This is a genomic window from Streptomyces sp. NPDC028419 (genome assembly GCF_055565515.1).
On record NZ_JBVHUE010000003.1, the window covers coordinates 222,285 to 243,340 of the forward strand.

At 73.4% G+C, this 21,056-nt stretch carries 18 protein-coding genes and 1 pseudogene; 11 read left to right on the forward strand and 8 right to left on the reverse strand.

The features are described from left to right. Positions 1 to 427: 427 nt before the first annotated feature. The 3 genes and pseudogenes from ACZ4UB_RS05380 to ACZ4UB_RS05390 form a co-directional block, all read left to right on the forward strand. A pseudogene (locus tag ACZ4UB_RS05380) lies at positions 428 to 490 on the forward strand (hypothetical protein); the annotation flags it as partial. Between the two features lie 171 nt (positions 491 to 661). After that, complete coding sequence (locus tag ACZ4UB_RS05385; RefSeq protein WP_468068605.1) at positions 662 to 1,135, forward strand: IclR family transcriptional regulator; 474 nt, start codon at positions 662 to 664, stop codon at positions 1,133 to 1,135. A gap of 219 nt (positions 1,136 to 1,354) precedes the next feature. After that, positions 1,355 to 2,824: an MFS transporter gene (locus ACZ4UB_RS05390; RefSeq protein WP_468068392.1), complete on the forward strand. Its 1,470-nt coding sequence runs from the start codon at positions 1,355 to 1,357 to the stop codon at positions 2,822 to 2,824. A gap of 44 nt (positions 2,825 to 2,868) precedes the next feature. Here ACZ4UB_RS05390 and ACZ4UB_RS05395 read toward each other — a convergent pair whose 3' ends face one another. The 3 genes from ACZ4UB_RS05395 to ACZ4UB_RS05405 all read right to left on the reverse strand — a co-directional run bounded on the left by ACZ4UB_RS05395 (position 2,869) and on the right by ACZ4UB_RS05405 (position 4,627). Further along, positions 2,869 to 3,363, reverse strand: coding sequence for a flavin reductase family protein (locus ACZ4UB_RS05395; RefSeq protein WP_468068394.1), 495 nt, complete (start codon positions 3,361 to 3,363; stop codon positions 2,869 to 2,871). A gap of 140 nt (positions 3,364 to 3,503) precedes the next feature. Beyond that, positions 3,504 to 4,082, reverse strand: a complete 579-nt coding sequence (locus tag ACZ4UB_RS05400; protein WP_468068396.1) for a hypothetical protein — start codon at positions 4,080 to 4,082, stop codon at positions 3,504 to 3,506. Positions 4,083 to 4,084: 2 nt separating this feature from the next. Next, the gene (locus ACZ4UB_RS05405) at positions 4,085 to 4,627 is read right to left on the reverse strand and encodes a hypothetical protein (protein ID WP_468068397.1); all 543 of its coding nucleotides are present in this window, start codon (positions 4,625 to 4,627) and stop codon (positions 4,085 to 4,087) included. 164 nt (positions 4,628 to 4,791) lie between these two features. Here ACZ4UB_RS05405 and ACZ4UB_RS05410 point away from each other — a divergent pair, with 164 nt between their 5' ends. Both ACZ4UB_RS05410 and ACZ4UB_RS05415 read left to right on the forward strand, forming a co-directional pair. Further along, complete coding sequence (locus ACZ4UB_RS05410; RefSeq protein ID WP_468068398.1) at positions 4,792 to 5,298, forward strand: hemerythrin domain-containing protein; 507 nt, start codon at positions 4,792 to 4,794, stop codon at positions 5,296 to 5,298. Continuing rightward, on the forward strand, positions 5,295 to 6,287 hold the full coding sequence (locus ACZ4UB_RS05415; protein WP_468068400.1) for a cation diffusion facilitator family transporter: 993 nt from the start codon (positions 5,295 to 5,297) through the stop codon (positions 6,285 to 6,287). The genes ACZ4UB_RS05410 and ACZ4UB_RS05415 overlap by 4 nt, the downstream gene beginning before the upstream one ends. Before the next feature lie 4 nt (positions 6,288 to 6,291). Here ACZ4UB_RS05415 and ACZ4UB_RS05420 read toward each other — a convergent pair whose 3' ends face one another. Beyond that, positions 6,292 to 6,699: a hypothetical protein gene (locus tag ACZ4UB_RS05420; protein ID WP_468068402.1), complete on the reverse strand. Its 408-nt coding sequence runs from the start codon at positions 6,697 to 6,699 to the stop codon at positions 6,292 to 6,294. Between the two features lie 57 nt (positions 6,700 to 6,756). Continuing rightward, positions 6,757 to 7,125, reverse strand: a complete 369-nt coding sequence (locus tag ACZ4UB_RS05425; RefSeq protein ID WP_468068404.1) for a PRC-barrel domain containing protein — start codon at positions 7,123 to 7,125, stop codon at positions 6,757 to 6,759. Positions 7,126 to 7,385: 260 nt separating this feature from the next. Here ACZ4UB_RS05425 and ACZ4UB_RS05430 point away from each other — a divergent pair, with 260 nt between their 5' ends. Then, positions 7,386 to 7,763 carry an STAS domain-containing protein gene (locus tag ACZ4UB_RS05430; RefSeq protein WP_468068599.1) on the forward strand — a complete coding sequence of 126 codons (378 nt, stop codon included), beginning with the start codon at positions 7,386 to 7,388 and terminating at the stop codon, positions 7,761 to 7,763. Positions 7,764 to 7,772: 9 nt separating this feature from the next. Here the strand turns inward: ACZ4UB_RS05430 and ACZ4UB_RS05435 are convergent, their stop codons facing one another. The 3 genes from ACZ4UB_RS05435 to ACZ4UB_RS05445 all read right to left on the reverse strand — a co-directional run bounded on the left by ACZ4UB_RS05435 (position 7,773) and on the right by ACZ4UB_RS05445 (position 12,090). After that, positions 7,773 to 8,732 carry a helix-turn-helix transcriptional regulator gene (locus ACZ4UB_RS05435; protein WP_468068406.1) on the reverse strand — a complete coding sequence of 320 codons (960 nt, stop codon included), beginning with the start codon at positions 8,730 to 8,732 and terminating at the stop codon, positions 7,773 to 7,775. A gap of 157 nt (positions 8,733 to 8,889) precedes the next feature. After that, positions 8,890 to 9,894 carry a glycoside hydrolase family 26 protein gene (locus ACZ4UB_RS05440; RefSeq protein ID WP_468068407.1) on the reverse strand — a complete coding sequence of 335 codons (1,005 nt, stop codon included), beginning with the start codon at positions 9,892 to 9,894 and terminating at the stop codon, positions 8,890 to 8,892. A 117-nt stretch (positions 9,895 to 10,011) separates the two neighbouring features. Beyond that, positions 10,012 to 12,090, reverse strand: a complete 2,079-nt coding sequence (locus tag ACZ4UB_RS05445) for an MMPL family transporter (protein ID WP_468068408.1) — start codon at positions 12,088 to 12,090, stop codon at positions 10,012 to 10,014. An 88-nt stretch (positions 12,091 to 12,178) separates the two neighbouring features. Here ACZ4UB_RS05445 and ACZ4UB_RS05450 point away from each other — a divergent pair, with 88 nt between their 5' ends. From ACZ4UB_RS05450 to ACZ4UB_RS05470, 5 genes are all read left to right on the forward strand, one after another. Then, positions 12,179 to 12,673 (forward strand): MarR family winged helix-turn-helix transcriptional regulator, encoded by a 495-nt coding sequence (locus ACZ4UB_RS05450; RefSeq protein ID WP_468068410.1) that lies wholly within the window; start codon positions 12,179 to 12,181, stop codon positions 12,671 to 12,673. A gap of 328 nt (positions 12,674 to 13,001) precedes the next feature. After that, entirely contained in the window at positions 13,002 to 14,315 is a 1,314-nt protein-coding gene (locus ACZ4UB_RS05455) for an MFS transporter (protein ID WP_468068412.1), read from the forward strand. A 26-nt stretch (positions 14,316 to 14,341) separates the two neighbouring features. Then, entirely contained in the window at positions 14,342 to 15,640 is a 1,299-nt protein-coding gene (locus tag ACZ4UB_RS05460) for a condensation domain-containing protein (protein ID WP_468068414.1), read from the forward strand. Between the two features lie 293 nt (positions 15,641 to 15,933). After that, positions 15,934 to 19,119 (forward strand): non-ribosomal peptide synthetase, encoded by a 3,186-nt coding sequence (locus ACZ4UB_RS05465; protein ID WP_468068416.1) that lies wholly within the window; start codon positions 15,934 to 15,936, stop codon positions 19,117 to 19,119. Beyond that, a complete protein-coding gene (locus ACZ4UB_RS05470; protein ID WP_468068419.1) occupies positions 19,116 to 21,023 on the forward strand; it encodes a non-ribosomal peptide synthetase in 1,908 nt (635 codons plus the stop codon). Before ACZ4UB_RS05465 ends, ACZ4UB_RS05470 begins: the two co-directional genes overlap by 4 nt. The last annotated feature ends 33 nt before the right edge of the window (positions 21,024 to 21,056 follow it).

Here is a 21,056-nt window from a genome sequence, read left to right on the forward strand (position 1 = left end):
GTGGGAGCGTCGATCCGCCCCCACCCCCCGTGCGTGCCGTGTGTTAGCTGACGGAGCAGTACGAGAAGAACACCGACGTCATGGCACCCATGACGTACTTGAACTGCTTCGCGCTGGTCTTGATGGCGCTCATAGGAATCCTCCTTGTTTCGATCCGGCGAGACGGTTGTCAAGGCACCCGGAGGGCGCCGTAACGTCCGTCACTTGGCTGATGACACAGTGGCGCGATTTCGAACCACGGGCAATGATCTAGTCCATTCAACGGACCGGCGGACGGGGGAGGGACACACCGCTCTACCCCCTGAGCTGGGACGAACGGGGAATTCTGGAACCATCCGATCGATGGGACCAGCGTGAGACGGGGGAACCTCTCATGGCTAGATCCAGTACAGAAGGCCGTGGCGTGCTCGAAGGCGCGTTCGCATTGATGGAGGTACTCGCACATGACGACGAAGTCGGATTGACCCGTTTGGCGGCGGACGCGGCACTGCCGAAGGCGACCGCCCACCGGCTGCTGGGGCAGCTGGTCGCACTCGGCGCGGTACAGAGCCGCGAAGGCCGGTACTGTCTGGGCCCGAGGACGTTCCGACTGGGGCAGGCATGGCATCCCGCGCGCACGCTCAGCGCGGCAGCGGCTCGACCGCTGCGTGAACTCGCCTCCATGGCAAGTGGTTTGAGCTTCAGCGTGTCGGTGCCCGAGGCGGGCCACACCATCGTCGTCGCCAGCATACGCGGCGAAGTGGACGATGTCTTTCCGCTCCGCTCCGGGGTCGTCCTGCCGCCCGGGAGCGCGGCCGAGCTGGTCCTGGCCGCCTCCGCTCCCGTGACGCGGTATCCCGAGGGGTGGACTCGGGGCACATGGCTGCGCGAGGTCGCACGGGCCCGCGAGGAGGGTCTCGCCTTCCAGTACGGGCAGTGCGTGGGCCCGCTGTCGTGCGTGGCCGCGCCGATCCTCTCGGCGTCGGGCCAGGTGGTCGCGGCCGTGGCCGCGAGCTCCCTGGACGGCAAGCGGATCGCGCCGCTCGGCGGGGCCGTGGGCCGTGCGGCGGCGATGATCAGCGCCAGTTTGGCCCGTGTGCCGGCTCCGCGCCCGGCGGCGAAGGCCCGACAGACCGTCACGGTCGTTCCGTACTAGGGGAGTTCGCGCGGGTCACGGATCAGGGGTCGTTGCGGAGCCGCGCGCTCCGCAACGACCCCGTCGGGCGCGGTGGCCCGTCACGCGGTCGCTGCCCGCATGACGGTAACCACCGTCGCCGCGTCCGCTTTGGATGATCCTCCCACCCCTCTCGCGCAACGGAGTTCACCCGCCCGACCGGGCTGTTTGCGCCGGGACGGCCCGGGCAGACGGGGGAGCATGTCGGAGCGAACCGAGTCGAAGACGGGGTCCGTCACCACCGAGGTGCCGGCCCGGTTGGACCGCCTGCCGTGGTCCCGCTGGCACTGGATGATCGTGATCGGGCTGGGGACCGTATGGATCCTGGACGGTCTCGAAGTCACCGTCGTGGGGAGCATCGCGAGCCGGATCTCCGAGGACGGCAGTGGACTGTCGATCACGGACGCCCAGGTCACCGGGATGGCAGCCGCCCTCTACGTCGCGGGGGCCTGCGCCGGCGCGCTGGTCTTCGGGCGTCTGACCGACCTCTACGGGCGCAAGCGGTTGTTCCTGGTCACCCTCGGTGTCTACCTGGCGGCGACCGCGCTGACGGCGGTGTCCTTCTCCGCCTGGTGGTTCTTCCTCTTCAGGTTCCTCACCGGATTCGGCATCGGCGGTGAGTACGCGGCCATCAATTCGGCCATCGACGAGCTCATCCCCAGCAAGTTCCGCGGCCGGGTGGACCTGATCATCAACGGCAGCTTCTGGATCGGCGCCGTCGCCGGCGCCCTGCTCTCGGTCCTCGCCCTGGACACCGGGATCTTCCCGAAGGCCGTGGGCTGGCGGCTGACCTTCGCGCTTGGGGTCGTGCTGGGCCTGGTCATCCTGCTCGTCCGGCGCCACGTGCCCGAGAGCCCGCGCTGGATGATCCTCCACGGCCGGGCCGAGGAGGCGGAGGCGCTGGTTTCGGACGTGGAGCAGCGGGTGGAGGCGGAGCGGGGGCGCGGGCTGCCCGCGCCGGAGCGGGCCATCACGATGACGCAGCGCCACAGCATCGGCTTCGGCGAGATCGCGAAGACGGTCTTCCGCTCCTATCCGCGCCGCGCCGCCCTGGGGCTGTCCCTCTTCGTGGGCCAGGCCTTCCTGTACAACGCGATCACCTTCGGCTTCGGTTCCATCCTGGTCACCTTCTTCCACGTCTCCAGTGGGGTGACCGGCTTCTACTTCGCCGTCGTGGCGTTCTTGAACTTCCTCGGCCCGCTGCTGCTGGGGCGCATGTTCGACACGGTCGGGCGACGGCCGATGATCGCCGGCACGTACATCCTGTCCGGGGTGCTGCTCTTCGGGACCGCCTGGCTCTTCGGGGCGGGCCACCTCACCGCCGTGACCATGACCGCCTGCTGGTGCGTCGTGCTCTTCTTCGCCTCCGCCGGCGCCAGCTCGGCCTACCTGACGGTCAGCGAGATCTTCCCGATGGAAACCCGGGCGATGGCCATCGCCTTCTTCTACGCCATCGGCACCGCGGCCGGCGGTATCTCGGGCCCGCTCCTCTTCGCCGGCCTGACCGCCAGCGGGGTCGTGTCCGACGCGGTGCTCGCCTTCTGCGTCGGCGCGGGGCTCATGGTGGCCGCGGGGCTGGTGGCCGTCCGCTACGCGGTCGCGGCCGAAGGCCGCTCCCTGGAGGAGATCGCCACCCCGCTCTCGGCCAGCCCCTCCCCCGACCCCGCATGACGGGGCGCGTACGCGACCGCCGTGTCCTCGCCCAGGTCGCGGTACTAGGCCGGGTGGCCCGGGGTGAGGTCTGCGACGTCGCTGAAGAGGAGCAGGGGCGGGCGCACCGGGCCGGGGGGGCTCTCCGCGACGGGCGCGAGGTGGAAGCCGACGTGGTCGCCGCCGTCGACCTGCGCTTCGATCCGGCCGAGGAACCAGGCCCGGACGTCGTCGAGGACCGGCACGTCCGCGCCGTCCGTGGTCAGCCGGTGCCAGTCGATGTGCGCGAACTTGTCGATGTCGTCGCCCGTCCGGCCCCCGAAGAGCTCCGCCGTCCGCTTCTGGTCGTCCCGCAGCGTGTGCACCGCCAGGTGGGTGGCCTGCCGGGCGATCCGGTACGTGCGGTTGGCCTTGGAGAGCCACACCATGAAGCGGGGCGGGTCGATCGAGCACTGGGAGGCGAAGCCCACCAGGCACCCGGCCGTCCGCTCCCCGGCCGCCGCGGTCACCACGTACACCGGATAGTCGAGTGCGTCGGTGAACGCGTCCAGGTCCGTCACGGGTCGCTCCCACTCCGCAGTTGTCCGCCCCGCCCTCGATCGCCCCACGCTAGCCCGGAGCCGAGAGGCCCGGCCGCCGCGACACGACGGGGGGCGGACGCGAACGCCCGCCCCCCGTCGTGCTGCTCCGGCCCGGCGGCTCAGGTGGCGAGCAGTCGGTCGACCAGCGATCGGTAGGCCCGCATCGCCTGTCGCAGGTCCTCCGTGGCCACCTCCTCACCGCGGTCCCACTGCTTCTCCAGGCCGCCGCGGTGATCGGCGAGCGTGCCGGCGAAGGCCTGCATGACCTCCGCCGCCAGGGTGTCGGCGGACCTGACCGCCTCCCGGGGCTCGTCCACGAAGCGGCCCTGGATCTCCGTCCACCGGGTGCGGTAGCGCTCCGCGTCCTTCATGCCCAGCAGCGGTTCCTCGCCGCCGGAGACGCTCTCGCGCCGCCCTGCCCCGGGTGCGGCGGCCCCGACGTCGTCGGATGCGGTCCCTACGGGCCGGTCCGCCGACGGCTGCCCCGCAGGGTCGCGCCGCCCGCCCGTGTCCCCGCCCGGAGGGGCCGTGCCCCGGCCCGGAGCGGTCGTGCCCGGACCCGGAGCGGCCGTGGCCTCGCCGGGGAAGGCAGGCGCGTCCCGCTCTTCGGGCCGCTGCGCCGCGCGCGCGAGGTCCTCCGTCGACGGGACGGGCCCGGAAGTGCGCCCCGACCGTCGTTCTTCATGGTCCATCGTCATCGTCATCGGCTCCTCTGGTCGGACAACAGCTCCTCGAACAGCGCGCGGTAGTGCACCATCGCCCCGCGCAGTTCCTCGGTCGTCGCCTTTCCCGCACCGCTGCGCACCTTGACGGCATGGGCCGCCCGGTACTCCTCCAGCGTGCGGCCGTGCTCCACCGACAGGTCGCGCAGCTGATCGTCGAACCCGTCGGTGGGGTATCCGCGTTCGCCCATCAGTCGGGTCACGAGTTCGTCCGCCCGCTCCACGGAACCTTCGGGCCGGTCGACGAACTCCTGCTGCACGCCGCTCCATTCGTCCGCGTACTCCTGTCGGCGCCCCGCCGACAGCTCCTTGATGTCCAGTCGGTCGTGCCGTTCCTCACGGGCGCGCAGATCGCGCTCGGCGGACCGCTTGTCGCCCCGTTCCGCGACGGTGCGCTCGTACTCCGGCCCGAACCTCTCCCTCAGGTGGCGTCTTCTCGCCAAGGTCCACAACAGTGCCGTGAGCGCGATCACGACGACCGCTGCCACGACGATGACGGCTATCAGCGAATTGGTCGACATCTCTCGCCTCCGTTCCGGGGGCTCTCTTCCGTCTCCCACGCGGCTGCCCCCGTCGCCCCGGAACAAACCGAAGCCGATCCGGTCCCCCGCCGCCGGGTTTGGACCGGCGCGCATCGAGCAGGCGCCGGACGAAGCGAATTTCCGAACAGCGGAGGTACCCGGGCATGACCGCGCAAGAGCAGGAGAACCAGGACGTCGTCGCCATGATCCTCAAGGACCACCGGAGGATGGAGGACCTCTTCCGGCGGATGCGCAGCGTCGAGGCGGATCGGGCGGGCGCCCTGGCCACCTTCTCCGCCCTCCTCATCGCGCACGGCGAGGCCGAGGAGGCGGAGGTGTACGGCGCCCTGAAGCGGTTCAAGAACGTCGACGACGACGAGGTGGAGCACGGCGCCGAAGAGCACGCCGAGGGCAACAAGGCGCTCCTCGCGCTGCTGGAGGTCTCCGAGGAAGAGGGTTCCGACGTCTGGGACGCGCGCCTGGAGGACCTGTCCAAGGCGGTCTCGCACCACCTGGACGAGGAGGAACGCACGATCCTCAACGGTGCCAGGGAGAACGTCCCCGCCGAGCGGCGGGCCGAGCTCGGGAAGGCGTTCCTGCGCGAGCGCGAACGGCTGCTCGCGGCCGACTGCGGCAGCATCGAGAACGTGCGCGCGATCGTACGGGGGTGACGGAGCCGGCGGCGCGGGACCGCGGGGGCCGGGACGCGCAGACGCGCAGGACCGTGTGGGTGGCGCTCGCCGCCAACCTCGTCATCTGCGTGGCCAAGGCCGTCGGTGGAGTCGTGACCGGCTCACCGGCCCTGCTGTCGGAGGCGGCCCATTCGATCGCGGACAGCCTCAACGAGGTGTTCCTCCTGGCCTCCCTCACACGCAGTCGCCGCCCCGCGGACACGCGCCACCCCTTCGGCTACGGCATGGAGCGGTTCTTCTGGTCGCTGCTCGCGGCCGTCGGAATCTTCGTCACCGGCGGCTGCTTCTCGGTCTTCCAGGGCGTCGAGGCCTTCCGTTCGGGCGGTTCCGCACCCCGCGAGGGGTATGTCATCGGGCTGGCCGTGCTCGCCCTCGCCTTGGTCGCCGAGGGTGCCTCGCTCGCTCGGGCCGTGTTCCAGGTGCGGCGCGCGGCGCGGGCGGGTGGGCGCGGCATGGTGGCGGAGATCCGGGCGGGCGACGATCCCGCCCTGCGGACCGTGCTGGCCGAGGACGGCACCGCCTGCGCCGGTGTGCTCCTGGCGATCGCGGGCATCGCCCTGCACATGGTGACCGGTGAGATCGCCTACGAGGCGGCCGCCTCCGTGCTCATCGGCGTCCTGCTCGGCTACGTCGCCTACGTGCTCGGTCGGGCGGCCCGCGTCCAGCTGATCGGCGAGGCGGTCGCTCCCGCGGTCCAGCGGGAGGTCCGCGCGTTCCTGGCCCGGCAACCGGAGATCGACACGGTCCCCGCGCTGCTGACGATGCGCCTGGCGCCCGGCTCGGTCATGGTGGCCGCGCGCGTCGATCTGACACCGGGCTACGAGAGCGAGGCCGTGGAGGAGGCCATGGTGCGGATCCGGCGCGAGGTGAGCGTCCGCTGGCCCGAGCTGGACCAGGTGTTCCTGGACGTCACGGACGCGGCGGCGACCCGTCGGGACACCGCCTCCCGGCCCTCCCGGCCCTCCTGACGGGTCACGTCCGACGCCGCCTCCCACCGCTCCGGCTCATGGGTGCGACCACGGCGCTCACCAGGGCGGTCGCGGCCAGGCTCCCCGCCACGACGAGCCCGACGCCGATGACGAACAGCCCGCTGGAATCGTCCGACCAGTCGTACCCCGCGGCAGCGCCCAGACCCGCCGTGGTGCCGAGCACGTAGACCGCGCCGCCGTAGCGGGCGACGATCGCGTACGCGGGTGCCAGCAGGGTCAGGACGAGCCCGACGACCTGCCAGGCCGCGTACGGTCCGCTCGTCGTGCCGTCGGGGTGCACGTCGCGGTGCTGGTCCCACCCCAGCCAGGCGGCCCACACCCCCGCCGCCAGCATGGCGGTCACCAAGGCGGCCAACACACGGTGCACGGGCTTCGCGAGGTCTCGTCCCATGTCCCCAAGCCTCGCCCATCGAGCCGGACTTCGCAGCAGCGCGTGCCGAACGGGAGATCAGGCGGGGCGGCCCGTGCGGGACCGGCCGAAGCCGTAGTAGGTGCTGAGTTCGGAGCGGAAGTCCGCACTCCCGAAGTGTTTGTCCCGGTCGAAGTCGGGGGCTTCCTCGATCTCGGCCCGGGTGAGGTCGACGAGGATCCGTCGGGTCTCCTCGTCGACCTTCGTGATCGCGCGGACCGGGAGGAGCACGTCCTTCGCGCGGGTCCACGGTCCGGTGGCGACCAGCAGGTAGGCGGATCCGATCGACTCGGAGTGCCCGTCCACCTCGCCGATGGGCCCCTCGGTGGCCGCCACCTCGTAGCCGGTCAGGTCCATGCCCGGCCGGTAGCCCGAGCTCTGCTGGTACGCCCACACCTGTGTGTTCACGAACTGCGACTCCCTCACCCGGGACGCATGCCCCATCGCGGCCCGGTTGCCCGCTGTGGCCGATCGGAAACCCGGCCGGTGGACCGTCCACCAAACGAACGGAGCCGCCGCCGGTCCCTCCATCGCTTCGTTTGCCGAGCTGACGGATCGGCCCTCCGCGCCCTACCGTCGTCCCAGGCAGCGAGCGACGCCGGCCCGATCGTGACCACGGCCCCCCGTGGTCGCTGCCCGCATCTGACACGAGGAGTCGCGTGACCCCGATGGACGTCCCGGCTCCACAGAGCGTCACCGTCGTCACCCGTGACGACGTCACCGTCGTCACGGTCACCGGTGACATGGACCTCGACCACGTCGACGCCCTGCGCGCGGTCCTGCCGCAGGTCTGCACCGGGGACGGGGCTCCCGCCCGCGTGGTCATCGACCTCGCCGGGCTCGCCTTCTGCGACTCCACCGGCCTCAACGCACTGCTCCAGGCACGGCTGATGTGCGTGGCCAGCGGGCGGACGCTGGCCCTGTCCCGTCCGGGCCCGCAGATGTCGCGCCTTTTGAGCATCACGGGCGCCGACGCCCTCTTCGAGGTCGCCGAGCCCGGCGAGCTGCCGCCCGACGGCGCGGAGCCGTCCGCGCCGGCGCCCTGACGCGCCCGCTCAGGCCCGCCGGGTGCCGAGGGCCACGGACGGCGCCACGCCGTACGCGCGTCGGTGGGCGGCGGCGAACCGGCCCTGGTGGGCGAAGCCCCAACGGGCGGCGACCCCGGAGACGGTCGTGCCGTCCGCGGGGTCCGCGGCGAGCAGTTCGGCGTGCGCGCGGGCCAGCCGGACGCGGCGCAGGTGGCCGAGCGGCGTCGTGCCCGCGTGAGCGCGGAAGGCGTACTGGACCGCGCGCGGGGTGACGGGGATCGACGCCGCGATGTCCGCGAGGGTGATGTCGCGGTGGGCGTGGGCCTCGATGAACTCGACGGCGCGGCGCAGGGTGTCGCTCCCGGCGTCGCGGGTGTCCCGCGGTCTCTCCTCCTCGCCGTAGGCGGTGTGCGGCAGCGTCGCCAGGACCGTCGCCGCCAAGTGCTGGGCAGCGGTGGAGACGAGGAGCCGGTCGCCGTCGGGGGACGCGGATACCTCGTCCAGGACGTGGTCGCGCAGGTAGGCGACGGCGGCGCCCAGTCTGCGGTTCGCGGCCGCGTCGACCGGCCGGGCGCCGGTGATCCGTACCTCGCCGCCCCCGGGCAGGGAGGAGACCCGGCCCAACAGCGTGGGGTCGAACATCGTGATGGTGTAGCGGGCTTCGTGGACCCGGCCCGCGTAGGGCCGGTCGTGGGGGGCCAGGAGGAAGGTCTCGCCGGGTCCGAACACCTCGCGGCGACCACCGGTGGTGTCCTCGATCGTCCCGGAGTGCATCGTCACCAGGCACACCTTGCCCAGGCAACCGGCGTCGTAGGCCAACGTGTAGCCGAAGGCCAGGCGGTCCACGCTCAGCCCGCCCGCGGCCTTGCGGGAGATCCGCGCCCGGGAGTCCGCGGGGCGGCCGCCGATCCGCATGGGGGTGTAGGCCGAGGACAGGAACTCCTGTGTGGCCTCCAGGTTCCCGCTGTTGAAATGAAGGCTCTCCACCCGACTTCTCCCTCCCCGGTCACTGGTCGTCGCGGCCCTCGCGGCGGGTGCGGCGGCGGGGTCGGCGGACGCGGCTCAGGATACCGTGCGGGATGTCGAGCGCTCCGCCCACCGCGAACTGCGGTAGCGGGTACGGACGTTGCTCGGAGGGCGAACACTAGGGCCGTGACCGGCCCAGGTGGGTCGACAGGAACTCCTGGTACACGCGGGCGGAGCGGGGGTTCTTGGTGCACTGCCACACCCCGTGCGGGCAGTAGTCGGTGATGCTCTGGTAGACCGGCTCGTGGTCGGCGATCCAGCCCAGCATGTTCCGCATGTACGCCGGATTGTCGCCACGGCGGAACAACCCCCACTCGGGGTAGGAGATCGGTTTGCCGTGCTGCCGGGCGAAGTCGACCTGGTGCTGGAGTCCGTAGGGCTGGGTGACCTGTTCCTCGAAGGTGTTGCCGGGGGGCTGGTCGTAGGAGTCCATGCCGATGATGTCGACCACGTCGTCCCCGGGGTAGCACGTGGTCCAGGCGATGGCGTCGATGCCGCGGTTGGGGGCGAAGTCGAATTGGAACCGCTCGCCCTCCACGGAACGCATGGCGGCCACGATGCGCCGCCAGTACCGCTTCCAGCTCTGCGGTTCGGGGCGGCACCGGTGCGTGTAGTTGAAGCCGTTCATCTCCCAGCCGAGCACGATCACGGTGTCCGGCAATCCGAGGCGGACCAGGCGCTCGGCGAGCCGGCGGAAGTGCTCGTCGTACGCGCCGCGCGCGCCGGAACGGAGCAGCTCGGCGACCCGGCGGTCGGGGACCCCGCCCTCGTTGTTCTGGAGCATGGGCACGTTCAGGACGAACAGGCGGTCCGGCCGCTCCCGGCGCCAGCGCGCCCAGCTCTCCAGCGAATCGGGCGCCCCCTCGATGTTGGCCCAGGTGTCGCCCGGCAGGTAGGTGTGACCGGCGCGCAGCTCGGTCCCCCCGAGCCAGTGCGAGAGCGCCCGCATCCTGTCGACGCCGGGCGTGCCGTAGTGGAGGTAGGCGCCCACCGCGATCTGGTTCTCGGAGCCGCGCGCGGAGGCGTCGTGCCGCGCCGGGGCGTGGGCGCCGCCGGTCACGAGCAGGCCGACGGTGATCGCTGCGGTGCAGGCACCGGCCGTCCAACGGCGTCTGCGGGACACGGGTCCTCCGGGGATCGATGGTCGAGGCGGTGGTCGAGGCGGTGGTCGATTGGACACCATGAAAGCCGCACATCTCGGCCACCGCCTCCCGGCGATCCCGGCCGGCGGAGCGGAGCCTCACCCCTTCCGGCTGATCCGGCTCGGCCACCAGCTGCGGGGGCCGATGTCGAGCACGAGGGCGGGGACGAGAAGGGAACGTACGACCAGGGTGTCGAGGAGCACCCCGAAGGCGACGATGAAGGCGATCTGCACGAGGAAGGCCAGGGGGATGACCGTCAGGGCGGCGAAGGTGGCGGCGAGGACGACGCCCGCCGAGGTGATGACGCCCCCGGTGGTGGTCAGGCCGCGCAGGACGCCCTGGCGGACGCCGTGGGTGAGGGTTTCCTCGCGGACGCGGGACATCAGGAAGATGTTGTAGTCGACGCCGAGGGCGACGAGGAACACGAACCCGTAGAGCGGGACGGAGGAGTCCGTACCGCTGAAGCCGAGCCCGTGCTGGAAGACGAGGGCGGAGACGCCGAGGGTGGCCAGGAAGTTCAGGGCGACCGTGGCGACCAACAGGACGGGGACCAGGACGGAGCGCAGGAGCAGGACCAGGATCAGCAGGATGACGGCGAGCACGACGGGGACGATGAGGGTGCGGTCGCGGGCCGCGGTCCGCTCGGTGTCGTACTGCTGGGCGGTGTAGCCGCCGACGAGCGCGTCGGCGCCGGGGACGGCGTGCAGGCGGGTGCGCAGCGCGGCGACCGTCCGCTTCGCGTCGTCGCTGTCCGCGGGTGCGGCCAGGGTGGCGTCGATGCGGATCCGGCCGTCGACCACCGAGGGCTCCGCGCCGGGGCGCCCGGAGGCGGTGACGGGCTCGGCGGACGCGACGCCCGCGGTCGCCCGGGCGACCTCTCGCACCCGCGCGGCCGCGGCGGCGTCGGCGATGATCACCGCGGGCTGGCCGGAGCCGCCGGGGAAGTGTCGACCGAGGGACTTCTGGGCGGAGACGGACGGGGCCTCCTTGACGAAGATCTCGTCCAGCGGCACTCCGTGCGAGGACAGGGTCGGCGCGAAGCCGGCGAGGACCAGCAGGAGCAGCGTCGTGGACACCCAGATGCGGCGCGGCGCCCGGTCGATGACGGCCGCGACGCGGCGCCAGACGCGGTGGCCCTCCTCCGTGGCGTCGGCCGCCCGGGGCGTGGCGGGCCAGAAGGCGGTGCGCCCGAGGAGGGCCAGGACCGCGGGCAGGAAGGTCAGGGTGGCCAGGACGGAGCAGACGATGCCGACGGCCCCGACGGGGCCCAGGGCCCTGTTGTTGGTCAGGTCGCTGGCCAGCAGCGCGAGCAGGGCGAGGGCGACGGTCGCGGCGCTGGCGGTGATGGCGCCGGCGGAGCGGCGTACGGCGGCGAGGGCCGCGGCCGTACGGTCGCCGCGGGCGGCCAGCTCCTCCCGGAACCGGGCGGCCAGCAGCAGCGCGTAATCGGTCGCGGCGCCGATGACCAGGATGGACAGGATGCCCTGGACCTGGCCGTCGACCCGCACGACGCCCCGGTCCGCCAGGGCGTAGACGATCGCGCAGGCCAGCCCGAGGGCGAAGACGGCGCTGCTGATGATCACGAGCGGCAGCAGGAGGCTGCGGTAGACCAGCAGCAGGATCAACAGGACCGCGCCGAGCGCCACGCCCAGCAGGATCCCGTCGATGCCGGCGAAGGCGTCCTTGAGGTCCGCCTGGCTGGCCGCCGGCCCCGCGATCGCCACGGTGAGCCCCGGCACCGCCGCGGCGGCCGTACGGACCCGGTCCAAGGTGGCCGGCAGCGCGTCGCCGAGGTCCGTGGCCAGGGGCACGACGGCCTGGAGGGCCCGGCCGTCCTCGGCGCGCAGGGCCGGTGACGGCGTTCCGCTGATGCCCTCCTCGCCGGCCAGCGCGGCGACGGCCCGGGTCGCCTCCTGCCGCTGGGCGTCGCTGACCCGGGCGTCCGCGGACGGCTGCCAGAGGACGATCGCGGGCACCGACCCGGAGCGCTCGAAGGCCTTGCGGGCCTCGATGACCTGGGTGGACTCGGCGTTCCGGGGCAGGAAGGCGGCCTGGTCGTTGGTGGCGACCTCGCCGAGCTTGCCGGCGTACGGACCGAGCGTTCCGCCGATGCCCAACCAGATCACCAGCAGCACCACGGGCACCAGCCAGCGGGCCCAGCGCGGTGTGCGCGTCATCGCGTTCCCTCTCCCCTTGTCGAACGATCACTCAACAACAACTCAACGATAAAGTATCTCAATCATTGAGAGATCATATGCTGGTGCCATGCGTAGCGCCGACAGCACTCCACCCGCACTTCCGTCCGAGGACCCGATCGGGTTGCAGTCCTTCGCGGTGTTGCTGCGCACGATGAACGCGGAGCTGGGCCGACTCACCCAGGAGTTCGCCCGCGAGCAGGGCCTGCACCCGACCGACGTGCAGGCGCTGGTCGCCGTCCTGGACGCGGAGTACGACGAGGACGGCGGCCCCATGACCCCGGGGCGGCTGGCCCAGCGGATGGACCTGACCACGGGCGCGGTGACGGCCTGCCTCGACCGACTGGAGAAGGCGGGCCACCTCCGCCGGGTCCGGGCGGCCGACGACCGGCGCGTGGTCCACCTGCATTACGCCGAATCGGGCCGGGAGGCGGCGCGCGCGTACTTCCGCCCGCTGGCCCGGGCCACCGACGCCGCCCGGAACGCCTTCAGCGGCGAGGAACTGCACGTCGTGGTGCGGTTCATGGCGGAGCTGAACGGCCAACTCACCCGACTGGGACGCTGACCGCCGGCCGCCGGCGGGTGCGAGGGGGCCGACCCCACGACGCTTCCGCGCGCTCGGGGTTGCTTCTAAACATGTGGGGACGGTGAGTATCGGACATAAGTGCACCCATGGGGCTCCTGGAGCCGCCGACCCCCGGGTACACCCACCGCACGCCCGCCGCACGGCGCCGCAAATCCTCCACCAGCAGGCTTCTCAACCTGCAATTCATGAGGTCGTTGCCCTGACTTGGCCACTGATTCTCTTGATCCGCTTCCGTGATGACACAAGAACGACCGAAAGTGTCCTGTTTGTTTTGACTCCTGATCGCACTGCGGTCATGGTCTGGCATATGTCCCCCTCGCCCCAGGCCGCTTCCGGCGGTCTGTTCCGTATGCGCGATTTCCGCCTCCTGTTGGCCGGAGCCGCGGCCGGGCAGGTCGGCGCCCAGGTCACCCTGGTCGCCCTGCCCCTCGTGGCCGTGCTCGAACTCAAGGCACCCGCCTTCCAAGTGGGACTGCTCACCGCGGCCGAGACCGCCGCGTTCCTCCTGATCGGGCTGCCCGCGGGGGCCTGGGTCGACCGGATGCGCAAGCTGTCCCTGATGATCCGCGCCGACGTCGTGCGCTCCCTGGCCATGGCCAGCGTGCCGCTCGCCGCGGTGGCGGACGTCCTGACCATGGTCCAGCTGTACGTCGTCGCCCTGGTCGTGGGCGTCGCCACCGTCTTCTTCGACGTGGCCCACCAGAGCTACCTGCCCGAGCTGCTGCCGCGGGAGCACCTGGTGGCGGGCAACGGGGCCCTGGAGACGGTGCGTTCCTCGGCGCAGGTGGCCGGACCCGGGCTCGGCGGCGGGCTCGTCCAGCTCGTCGGGGCGCACCTGGCCATCGTGGCCGACGCCATCGGCTACGCCGTCTCCGCCGTGTTCCTCCTGGCCATCCGGCGCCCCGAGAGCAAGCCCGAACCGGTCCCCGGCGCCTCGCTGCGCAAGGAGGTGGGCGAAGGGCTGCGCTTCGTCCTCGGCCACCCCTTGCTGCGCGTCATCGCGGTCACGACCGGCCTCGGGAACTTCTTCACGGCGATGCTGATGGCCACTCAGACCGTGTTCCTGGTACGGGTGCTCGATCTCGCGCCCGCCGCGATCGGCGGGATGCTCTCGGCCTCGGCCGTCGGCGGACTCGCCGGCGCCCTGTGCGCGGGCCGGCTGGCCCGCCGCTTCGGCCAGGCCCGCGTCATCTGGCTGTCCTGCCTGGTCACCGGGCCGTTCGCGCTGCTCTGGCCGTTGTCCGGCAAGGGCGCGGCCGCCGCGCTCTTCGCGGTCGCCTCCGGCGCGGTCTTCTTCGGCGCCGTGGTCTACAACGTCGCACAGGTGAGTTTCCGTCAAACACTGTGCCCCCCGCGCCTTTTGGGGCGGATGAACGCCACGCTGCGCTTCCTCATGTGGGGCACGCTGCCGCTCGGTGCGCTCGTGGGCGGCGCCGTCGCCGAAGCGTCCGGGGCCCGCGCCGCACTGTGGATCTGCGCCGTCGGCTTCCTCCTCGTGCCCGTCCCGCTCCTGCTCTCCCCGCTGCGGCGGATGCGCGAACTCCCCGAGGTCGCCCACCCCGATGACGAGGAACAGCAGGACGCGGCGCCCGGCCACGACGCGACCGCCCCCGTCCGCTGACCCGCTTCTTCCCGAGAGAGGATCACGTGCTCCCCAGCATCACGGCCCAGTACCTGGCCCGTTACCAGCGCCTCGGCGCGGGTGACCCGGCGGCAGCGCTCCTGCCCGCCACCGGGGCCCAGCGACGCTTCCTGCTCCTGCGCTCCCTGGATCCCGCCGGCCGCGCGGACATCGTCCCGATGTTCTTCGCCTTCCCGCGCGGCACCGTCGATCCGGCGCGGCTGCGCGCCGCCGCCAACCACCTCGCCGCCCGTCACCCCGTCCTGCGCTCCCGGCCGTGCGTCGTGCGCGCGACGCCCGTACTGCGGCCGGAGCCGGCCGACGTACCGCTGGACCACGTGGACGTCGCGCCCGGCGAGAGCGCCGAGGCCGCCCTGCGGCGGGCGCTGGCGGGCTGGGCCCCGCAGGGCCCACCGTTACGACTGTTCCTCGCCCACACCGCTGACCGCGGCAGCGCGGCCGAGGAGGTCCTCGCCGTCGTCCTGGACCACACCGCCTGCGACGGCCAGTCCCTCGCCCGCATCGTCGACGAACTCGCCGAGGCCTACCGCGACCGTCGCGACGCCGCCGACGTGTCGCCCGCCGAGGCCGCCGTCGCGCTGGCGCGGTACGAGGACGCCGTCCTGCGCCAGCTCGAAGCCGAGGACCGCGCCGCCTCGCCCCGCGCGCTGGCGTACTGGGGCGAACGGCTGCGCACGGTGCACGAGCGGTCCCCGCTGCCCGGCACCCGGCCCGTGTCCGCCGCCCTCCCCAGCGGCTCCGCCGAGCGCAGGCTCGCCTCCCCGGCCGGCGGGGTGCCCTTCCCGGCCCTGCTCGACGCCTGCCGGGCGGCGGCCACCGCGCTGTACGGCACGGGGTCGGTCCCGCCGATCGGCTACCCGTGGGGCGGCCGCCCGGCCGGTGCGGCCGAGGTCCTCGGCTGCTTCCTCAACACCGTGGTCTTCCCGGCCGACACCCGGGGCGGCGCCTCGCCGGACGTCACCGCCACCGACTGGTGGGACGACCTGGACCGGGCCGACACCCCCTTCGACGAGGTGGTACGGGCGGCCCGCGCCGGCGGCTCCGCCTGGTCCGGCAGGCTGGACGGCCTGCTCACCGTCGACGACGGCCGGGGCCGCACCCCGCTCCGGCTCGGCGCCACCACCGGCCGCGAGGTGCACATCGGCGGCCGGCAGGTCCGCGCCCCCTTCGCGGTGTCCGCCACCCAGGGACCCGAGCTCCAGCTCCGCATGGTGTGGGACCGCACGGTCCTCGCCGACGGCGCCGCCGAGGAAGCCTTCGCGGCCCTGTGCGACGCGCTGCCCGCCGCGGCCCTCGCCCGCTAGGCCCTGTCGTCAAGGTGCCGTCTGCCTCGCGACGCCTGGCACGCACTCTCGCCGCACCGGGCGAAAGCCAAGTACGTCCAGTACGCGGGCTTCCGCCCGGCACGGCGAGAGCACGCACCAGACGCCGCAGGGCCGCCCTCCGGGCGACGACGGCACTTTGACGACAGGACCTAGGCCCCCCGAACTCCGACGTCCGACCGCGCCGCGCGACCCGCGGCCCGGTCGGCTCCCCGCCGCGCGGGCGCGCCACCGTGCGCCCGCGCCCATCCGACCCGACAACCCAAGGGATCGCCATGCTCCCCCTCTCCTCCTCGCAGGAGATCGTCTGGCTGCACGAAGAAGTGCAGCCGGGCAGCCGCGCCTACAACTTCACCGCCTCCCTGGACCTGTGGGGAACCCTCGACGTCGACGCGCTGCGCAGCGGCCTCGCCGCCACCCTCGCCCGCCACCCCGGCCTGCGGCTCGAACTCGTGGCCGTGGCCGGTGCGATGCCCGGTCAGCGGGTGGTCGACGACTGCGCGCCGCGGCTGCGCACCGTGGACCTCTCCGGCGAGGCCGACCCGGCGGCCGCCTTCGCGCGGCTGCTGCGCACCGAGGCGGAGACTCCCCTCGACACCTTCGAGGCCCCGCTGCTGCGCTGGACCCTCGTCAAGCTCGCCGAGGACCAGCACCGGCTCATCCACGTGGAACACCACCTGATCCACGACGGGCACTCCTTCGCGATCCTGCTGGGCGACGTCTTCAGCGTCTACCGCGCCCATGTGCTGGGCGAGGAGATCGAGTTGGGCACGCCCAGCTCGTACGCCGACCACGTGCGCGCCCGCGCCGGGGACGTCCGCGCCGAGGCCCTGGGCGCGAGCCTGGCGTACTGGTCCGAGACGCTCCGCGACGCCTCGTACGACATGCCGCTGCCCGGTCTCGCCCGGCCCGGCGCCCGGCGCCGCCACCACGGCGGCCAGCTGCGCCAGTCGATCGGCGCGGACCTCGCCGAGCGGCTGCGGGCCCACACCCGGGAGCGCGGGCTGACCCCCTTCGCCACCCTGCTCGGGCTCTTCGCGGAGCTGCTGCGGCGCCACAGCGGTCGCAGCCAGATGGTGGTGGGCACCGCCGTGGGCAACCGGCCGCGCGGCTTCGAGGACGCCGTCGGCATGTTCGTCAACACCATCCCGCTGCGCCTGTCCCTGGACGCGACCGCCCCGGCCGAGGACGCCATGGACGAGGTCACCGACACCCTCATCCGCGCCCTGCCCCACCAGGAGGTGCCCGTACAGGAGTTGACCCGGGCGCTCGGCCTGCACACCTCCGGCGCGGACAATCCGCTCTTCAACGTCATGTTCAGCGCGCACGACGCGCCGCTGCCCGAACTGGACGTGCCGGGGCTGGAGATCAGCCTGTTCGAGGGGTTCAACACCGGCACCACCCGCTTCGACCTCGACGTGGTGCTGCTCCCCGACGACCGCCGCGGGGTGAGCCTGCGCCACGGCGCGCCCGGCATGACCCTCGTCTGGGACTACGACGTCGACCTCTTCGGCGAGGCCGTGGCGGAGCTGCTGGCCGAGCGCTTCCTCGACCTGCTGCGCGCCTACCTCGACGCGCCGGGCACCGAGCTCGGCTCGCTCGCCCTGCCGACCGCGTCCCTGGAGGCGCTCCCCGCCGTCGCCGCGGCGCCGGACCGCGACCCGCTCGACCCGGCCGCCGGCCAGGACCCGTCGCTGCCCGCCTTCTTGATCGGGGCCCGCCGGCTCACCTACGGCGACCTGGACGCGCGCGTCTCCTCGCTCGCCGAGCGGATGCTGGCCGCGGGAGTGCGCGCCGGAGCGCCGGTCGCCGCGGTGCTGCCGCGCGGCGTGGACTCGGTGGTCACGCTCCTCGCCTGCCTGCGGACCGGTGCGGTGTACTGCCCGCTGTCCCCGTCCGACCCGGCCGCACGCCTGGAGCTGCTGCTCGGCCGGCTGTCCCCCGCGCTCGTCCTGACCGCCGAGGGGAGCCCGGTCCACGTGCCGGGGGACCTGCCGAGCGCCGTCGTCAGCGCCGAGGTACTGCCCGCCGCCCGCGCCTGCGACCTCGTGCCGAAGGCGGCGTACATCATCCACACCTCCGGTTCGACCGGCATACCCAAGGCGGTGGCCGTCGGGCGCGACGCCCTGGTCAACCACCTGACCGGCGTTGCCGAGCGGTTCGACCTCGGGCACGGCGACCGGGTGCTCCTGTTCGCCCAGCCGTCCTTCGACGTCGCCCTCGAAGAGGTGCTGCCCTCGCTGTACGCGGGCGCCTGCCTGGTCGTGCCCGAGCAGGACGTGCCGACCGGCGGCGAGCTGGCGCAGCTGCTGGCCGCCGCGCGCGTCACCGTGGCCAACCTTCCCACCAGCTACTTCCTCGCCACCCGCGAGGAGTTGCTCCCGGTCCTGACCCGGGGCCAGTGGGCTCCGCGCCTGATCGTGCTCGGCGGCGAGCGCATCCCCTCCGACGTGATGCGGGACTTCTTCACCGCCACCGAAGCGGCCGCGCCGTTCTCCGTGCTCAACGTCTACGGCGTGACCGAGGCGGCGATCAGCTCCACGGTGCACGAGATCACCCGCGACAGTCTGGTCGAGGGCGCCGAGATCCCGCTCGGCGCCGAACTGCCCGGCGAACGGGTCCACGTCCTGGACGAGGGACTGCGCCCGCTGCCCACCGGAGCGGTCGGTGAACTCGCCATCGCCGGAGCCGGACTGGCCGAGGGCTACGTCGGCAACGCGCAGGTCACCGACGCCCGTTTCGTCGGCGTCCCGGCCCTCGGTGGCGAGCGCGTCTACCTCACCGGTGACCTCGGCTACCGCGGCGAGGACGGGCTGCTGCGCTTCCTGGGCCGCCGGGACAACCAGATCAAGCTGCGCGGCTACCGCATCGAGCTCGAAGAGGTCGAGGCCGCCGCCTCCGCCGCGCTCGGCGGCCGGTCCTGCGCCGTCGTCCTCGACAAGGGCGCCGACGGCGGACCCCGCCTGGTCGCCTTCCGCGAGCGCGCCGACGAGACCGGGGCGTGGGACGAGCAGGCACTGCACTCCGAGCTGAGCACCCGCCTCCCCGGCGCCCTGGTGCCCGCCCGCTGGGTGCTCCTGGACACGATGCCGACGCTGGCCGGCGGCAAGCCCGACCGCACCGCCCTGGCCCGCATGGTCGCCGAACTGGCCCCGGCCGCACCGGTCGAGGAGGCCGCGCCGCTGTCCGACCCGACGCTGTCGGACGACCCGACCGTCGCCCTGCTCGCGCGGGGCTGGCGCGCGACGCTCGGCCACGACCGCTTCGAGGAGGGCTCGCACTTCTTCAACATCGGCGGGCACTCCCTGCTCGCCGCGCAGCTGGCGGCCTGGCTGGAGCCGCACCTGGGCGAGCGCCCCTCGCTGCGCCTGCTCTTCCAGCACCCCGTCCTCAGCGACCAGGCCCGCGCCCTCGCGCGGACCGCCGCACCCGCCCTCACGGCGCCGAAGGAGTCACGATGACCGCCGAACCGCTCACCCGACAGGACGTCGACCCCGCGGGCACCGCGCCGAGCGCCGCGCCGAGCATCGCGTACGGCACCCCGGCCGCCGCACCCGGCGGGCCCGGGGTCCTGGCGCGCTACGAGGAGTGGGTGCGCAGCGCCCCCGAGTCCCCCGCCGTGATCGACGGGGAACACCGCTGGACCTACGCCCAACTCGACGCGGCCGTCGACGCGGTCGCCGCGGCACTGGCCCACCGGGTCCGCCCGGGCGACCTCGTCGGGGTCTGTCTGGATCGCTCGGCCGCCCTGGTGGTGACCGCGGTCGCGCTGGCCCGGATCGGCGCGGTGTACCTGCCGCTCGGCCCGCGCCCCGGGGAACGCCGCATCAACGCGGTCACCGAGGACCTCGGCGTGGTCTGCCTGATCGGCGACCCGGCCGTCCTGCCGGAGCGTCAGGAGGACGTCGAGCTGCTGGAGTTGCCGCTCTCCGGCGCCGGGGCGAACGCCGCCGCCTCGGTCGTGGCCGCCTTCGCGCCGGTCGCGCCCGGCGCGCGTACCGCTGCGCCCGGGACCCTGTACGCGGTGCTCACCTCCGGCTCCACCGGTCGCCCCAAGGCCGTCGCGGTCGCCGAACCGGCCCTGGCCGCGCTCCTGGACTGGTACCGCGCGGAGACCGGGCTCGCCCCGGGCGACCGCCAGTCCCTGCTCATCGGCGTCGCCTTCGACCCGCACCTGATGGAGCTGTGGGGCGGCCTCACCTCCGGCGCCGCGCTCGTGCCCGCCCCCGACGAGGTCCGCTGGGACCCGGCCGCCCTCACCGGCTGGTGGCGGGAGGCCGGGGTCACGGTCACCGTCGCGGCGACCCCGATGGTCGAGCCGCTCCTGGACCGGCCCTGGCCGCAGGACCTGCCGGTCCGGCACCTCGTGGTCGGCGGCGACCGCATGCGCCGGCGCCCCGGCCCGGACGTGAGCGCCACCGTCCACAACGCCTACGGACCCGCTGAGGCGACCGTGGTCACCACCACCCACGCGATGCGCGCGGACGACCCGGACGTCCACAGTGACGCCGCGCCGCCCATCGGCACCCCGATCGCGGGCGTGACCGTCGCCGTCACCGACGCGGACGGCGCCGTCCTCCCGCGCGGCGAGGACGGCGAACTGCGCGTCGGCGGCTCCTGCCTGGCCCTCGGCTACCTCGACCCGGAACTGACCGCGCGCCGCTTCACCGCCCCGCCCGCCGCACTGGCCGAGCTGGACCGGATGTACCGCACCGGCGACCGCGTGCGCATGGCGGCCGACGGCGTCATCGAGTTCCTCGGCCGTCTGGACGACCAGGTCAAGATCAGCGGCGTACGGATCGAGCCCGCCGAGGTCGAGGCCGCCTTCGAGCAGGACCCGGCCGTGCGCAGCGCCGTGGTCACCGCGCCGCGCGACGCCGAGGGGCGGGCCCGCCTCGTGGCGCACGTCCTGCCCGCCGCCGGGGCCGCGCCCTCCCCCGACGAGCTCCTCGCCGCCGTACGGGCCTGGCTGCCCGAGCAGGCGGTGCCCTCGGCGGTACGGGTCGTGGACTCCTTCCCGCTGGACGCCAACGGCAAGGTGGACCGGGCCGTGCTGCGCGAGTGGGCCGAGGAGGCCCGGGTGCACGCCGCCGCCGGGGTCGCCCTGCCCGAGGACGCGAGCGCCGACGAGCTGCTCGTGCTCGCCGCGGTCCGCGACCTGATCGGCCGCCCCGACATCACGCTGGAGGACAACTTCAGCGACGCCGGAGGCACCTCCATCCTCGTGGCCCGGCTCCTCGAAGTACTGGAGCGGGAGACCCGGGTGCACCTGCGCGCACCCGAGTTGTTGCGCCAGCCCGACCTGCGCGCGATCGCCGCCGTGATCGACCGGCGCCGCGCCACCGCCCCGACCCCGGGGTCCTGACGTGACGACCTCGTGGACCCTGCCCGACCGACC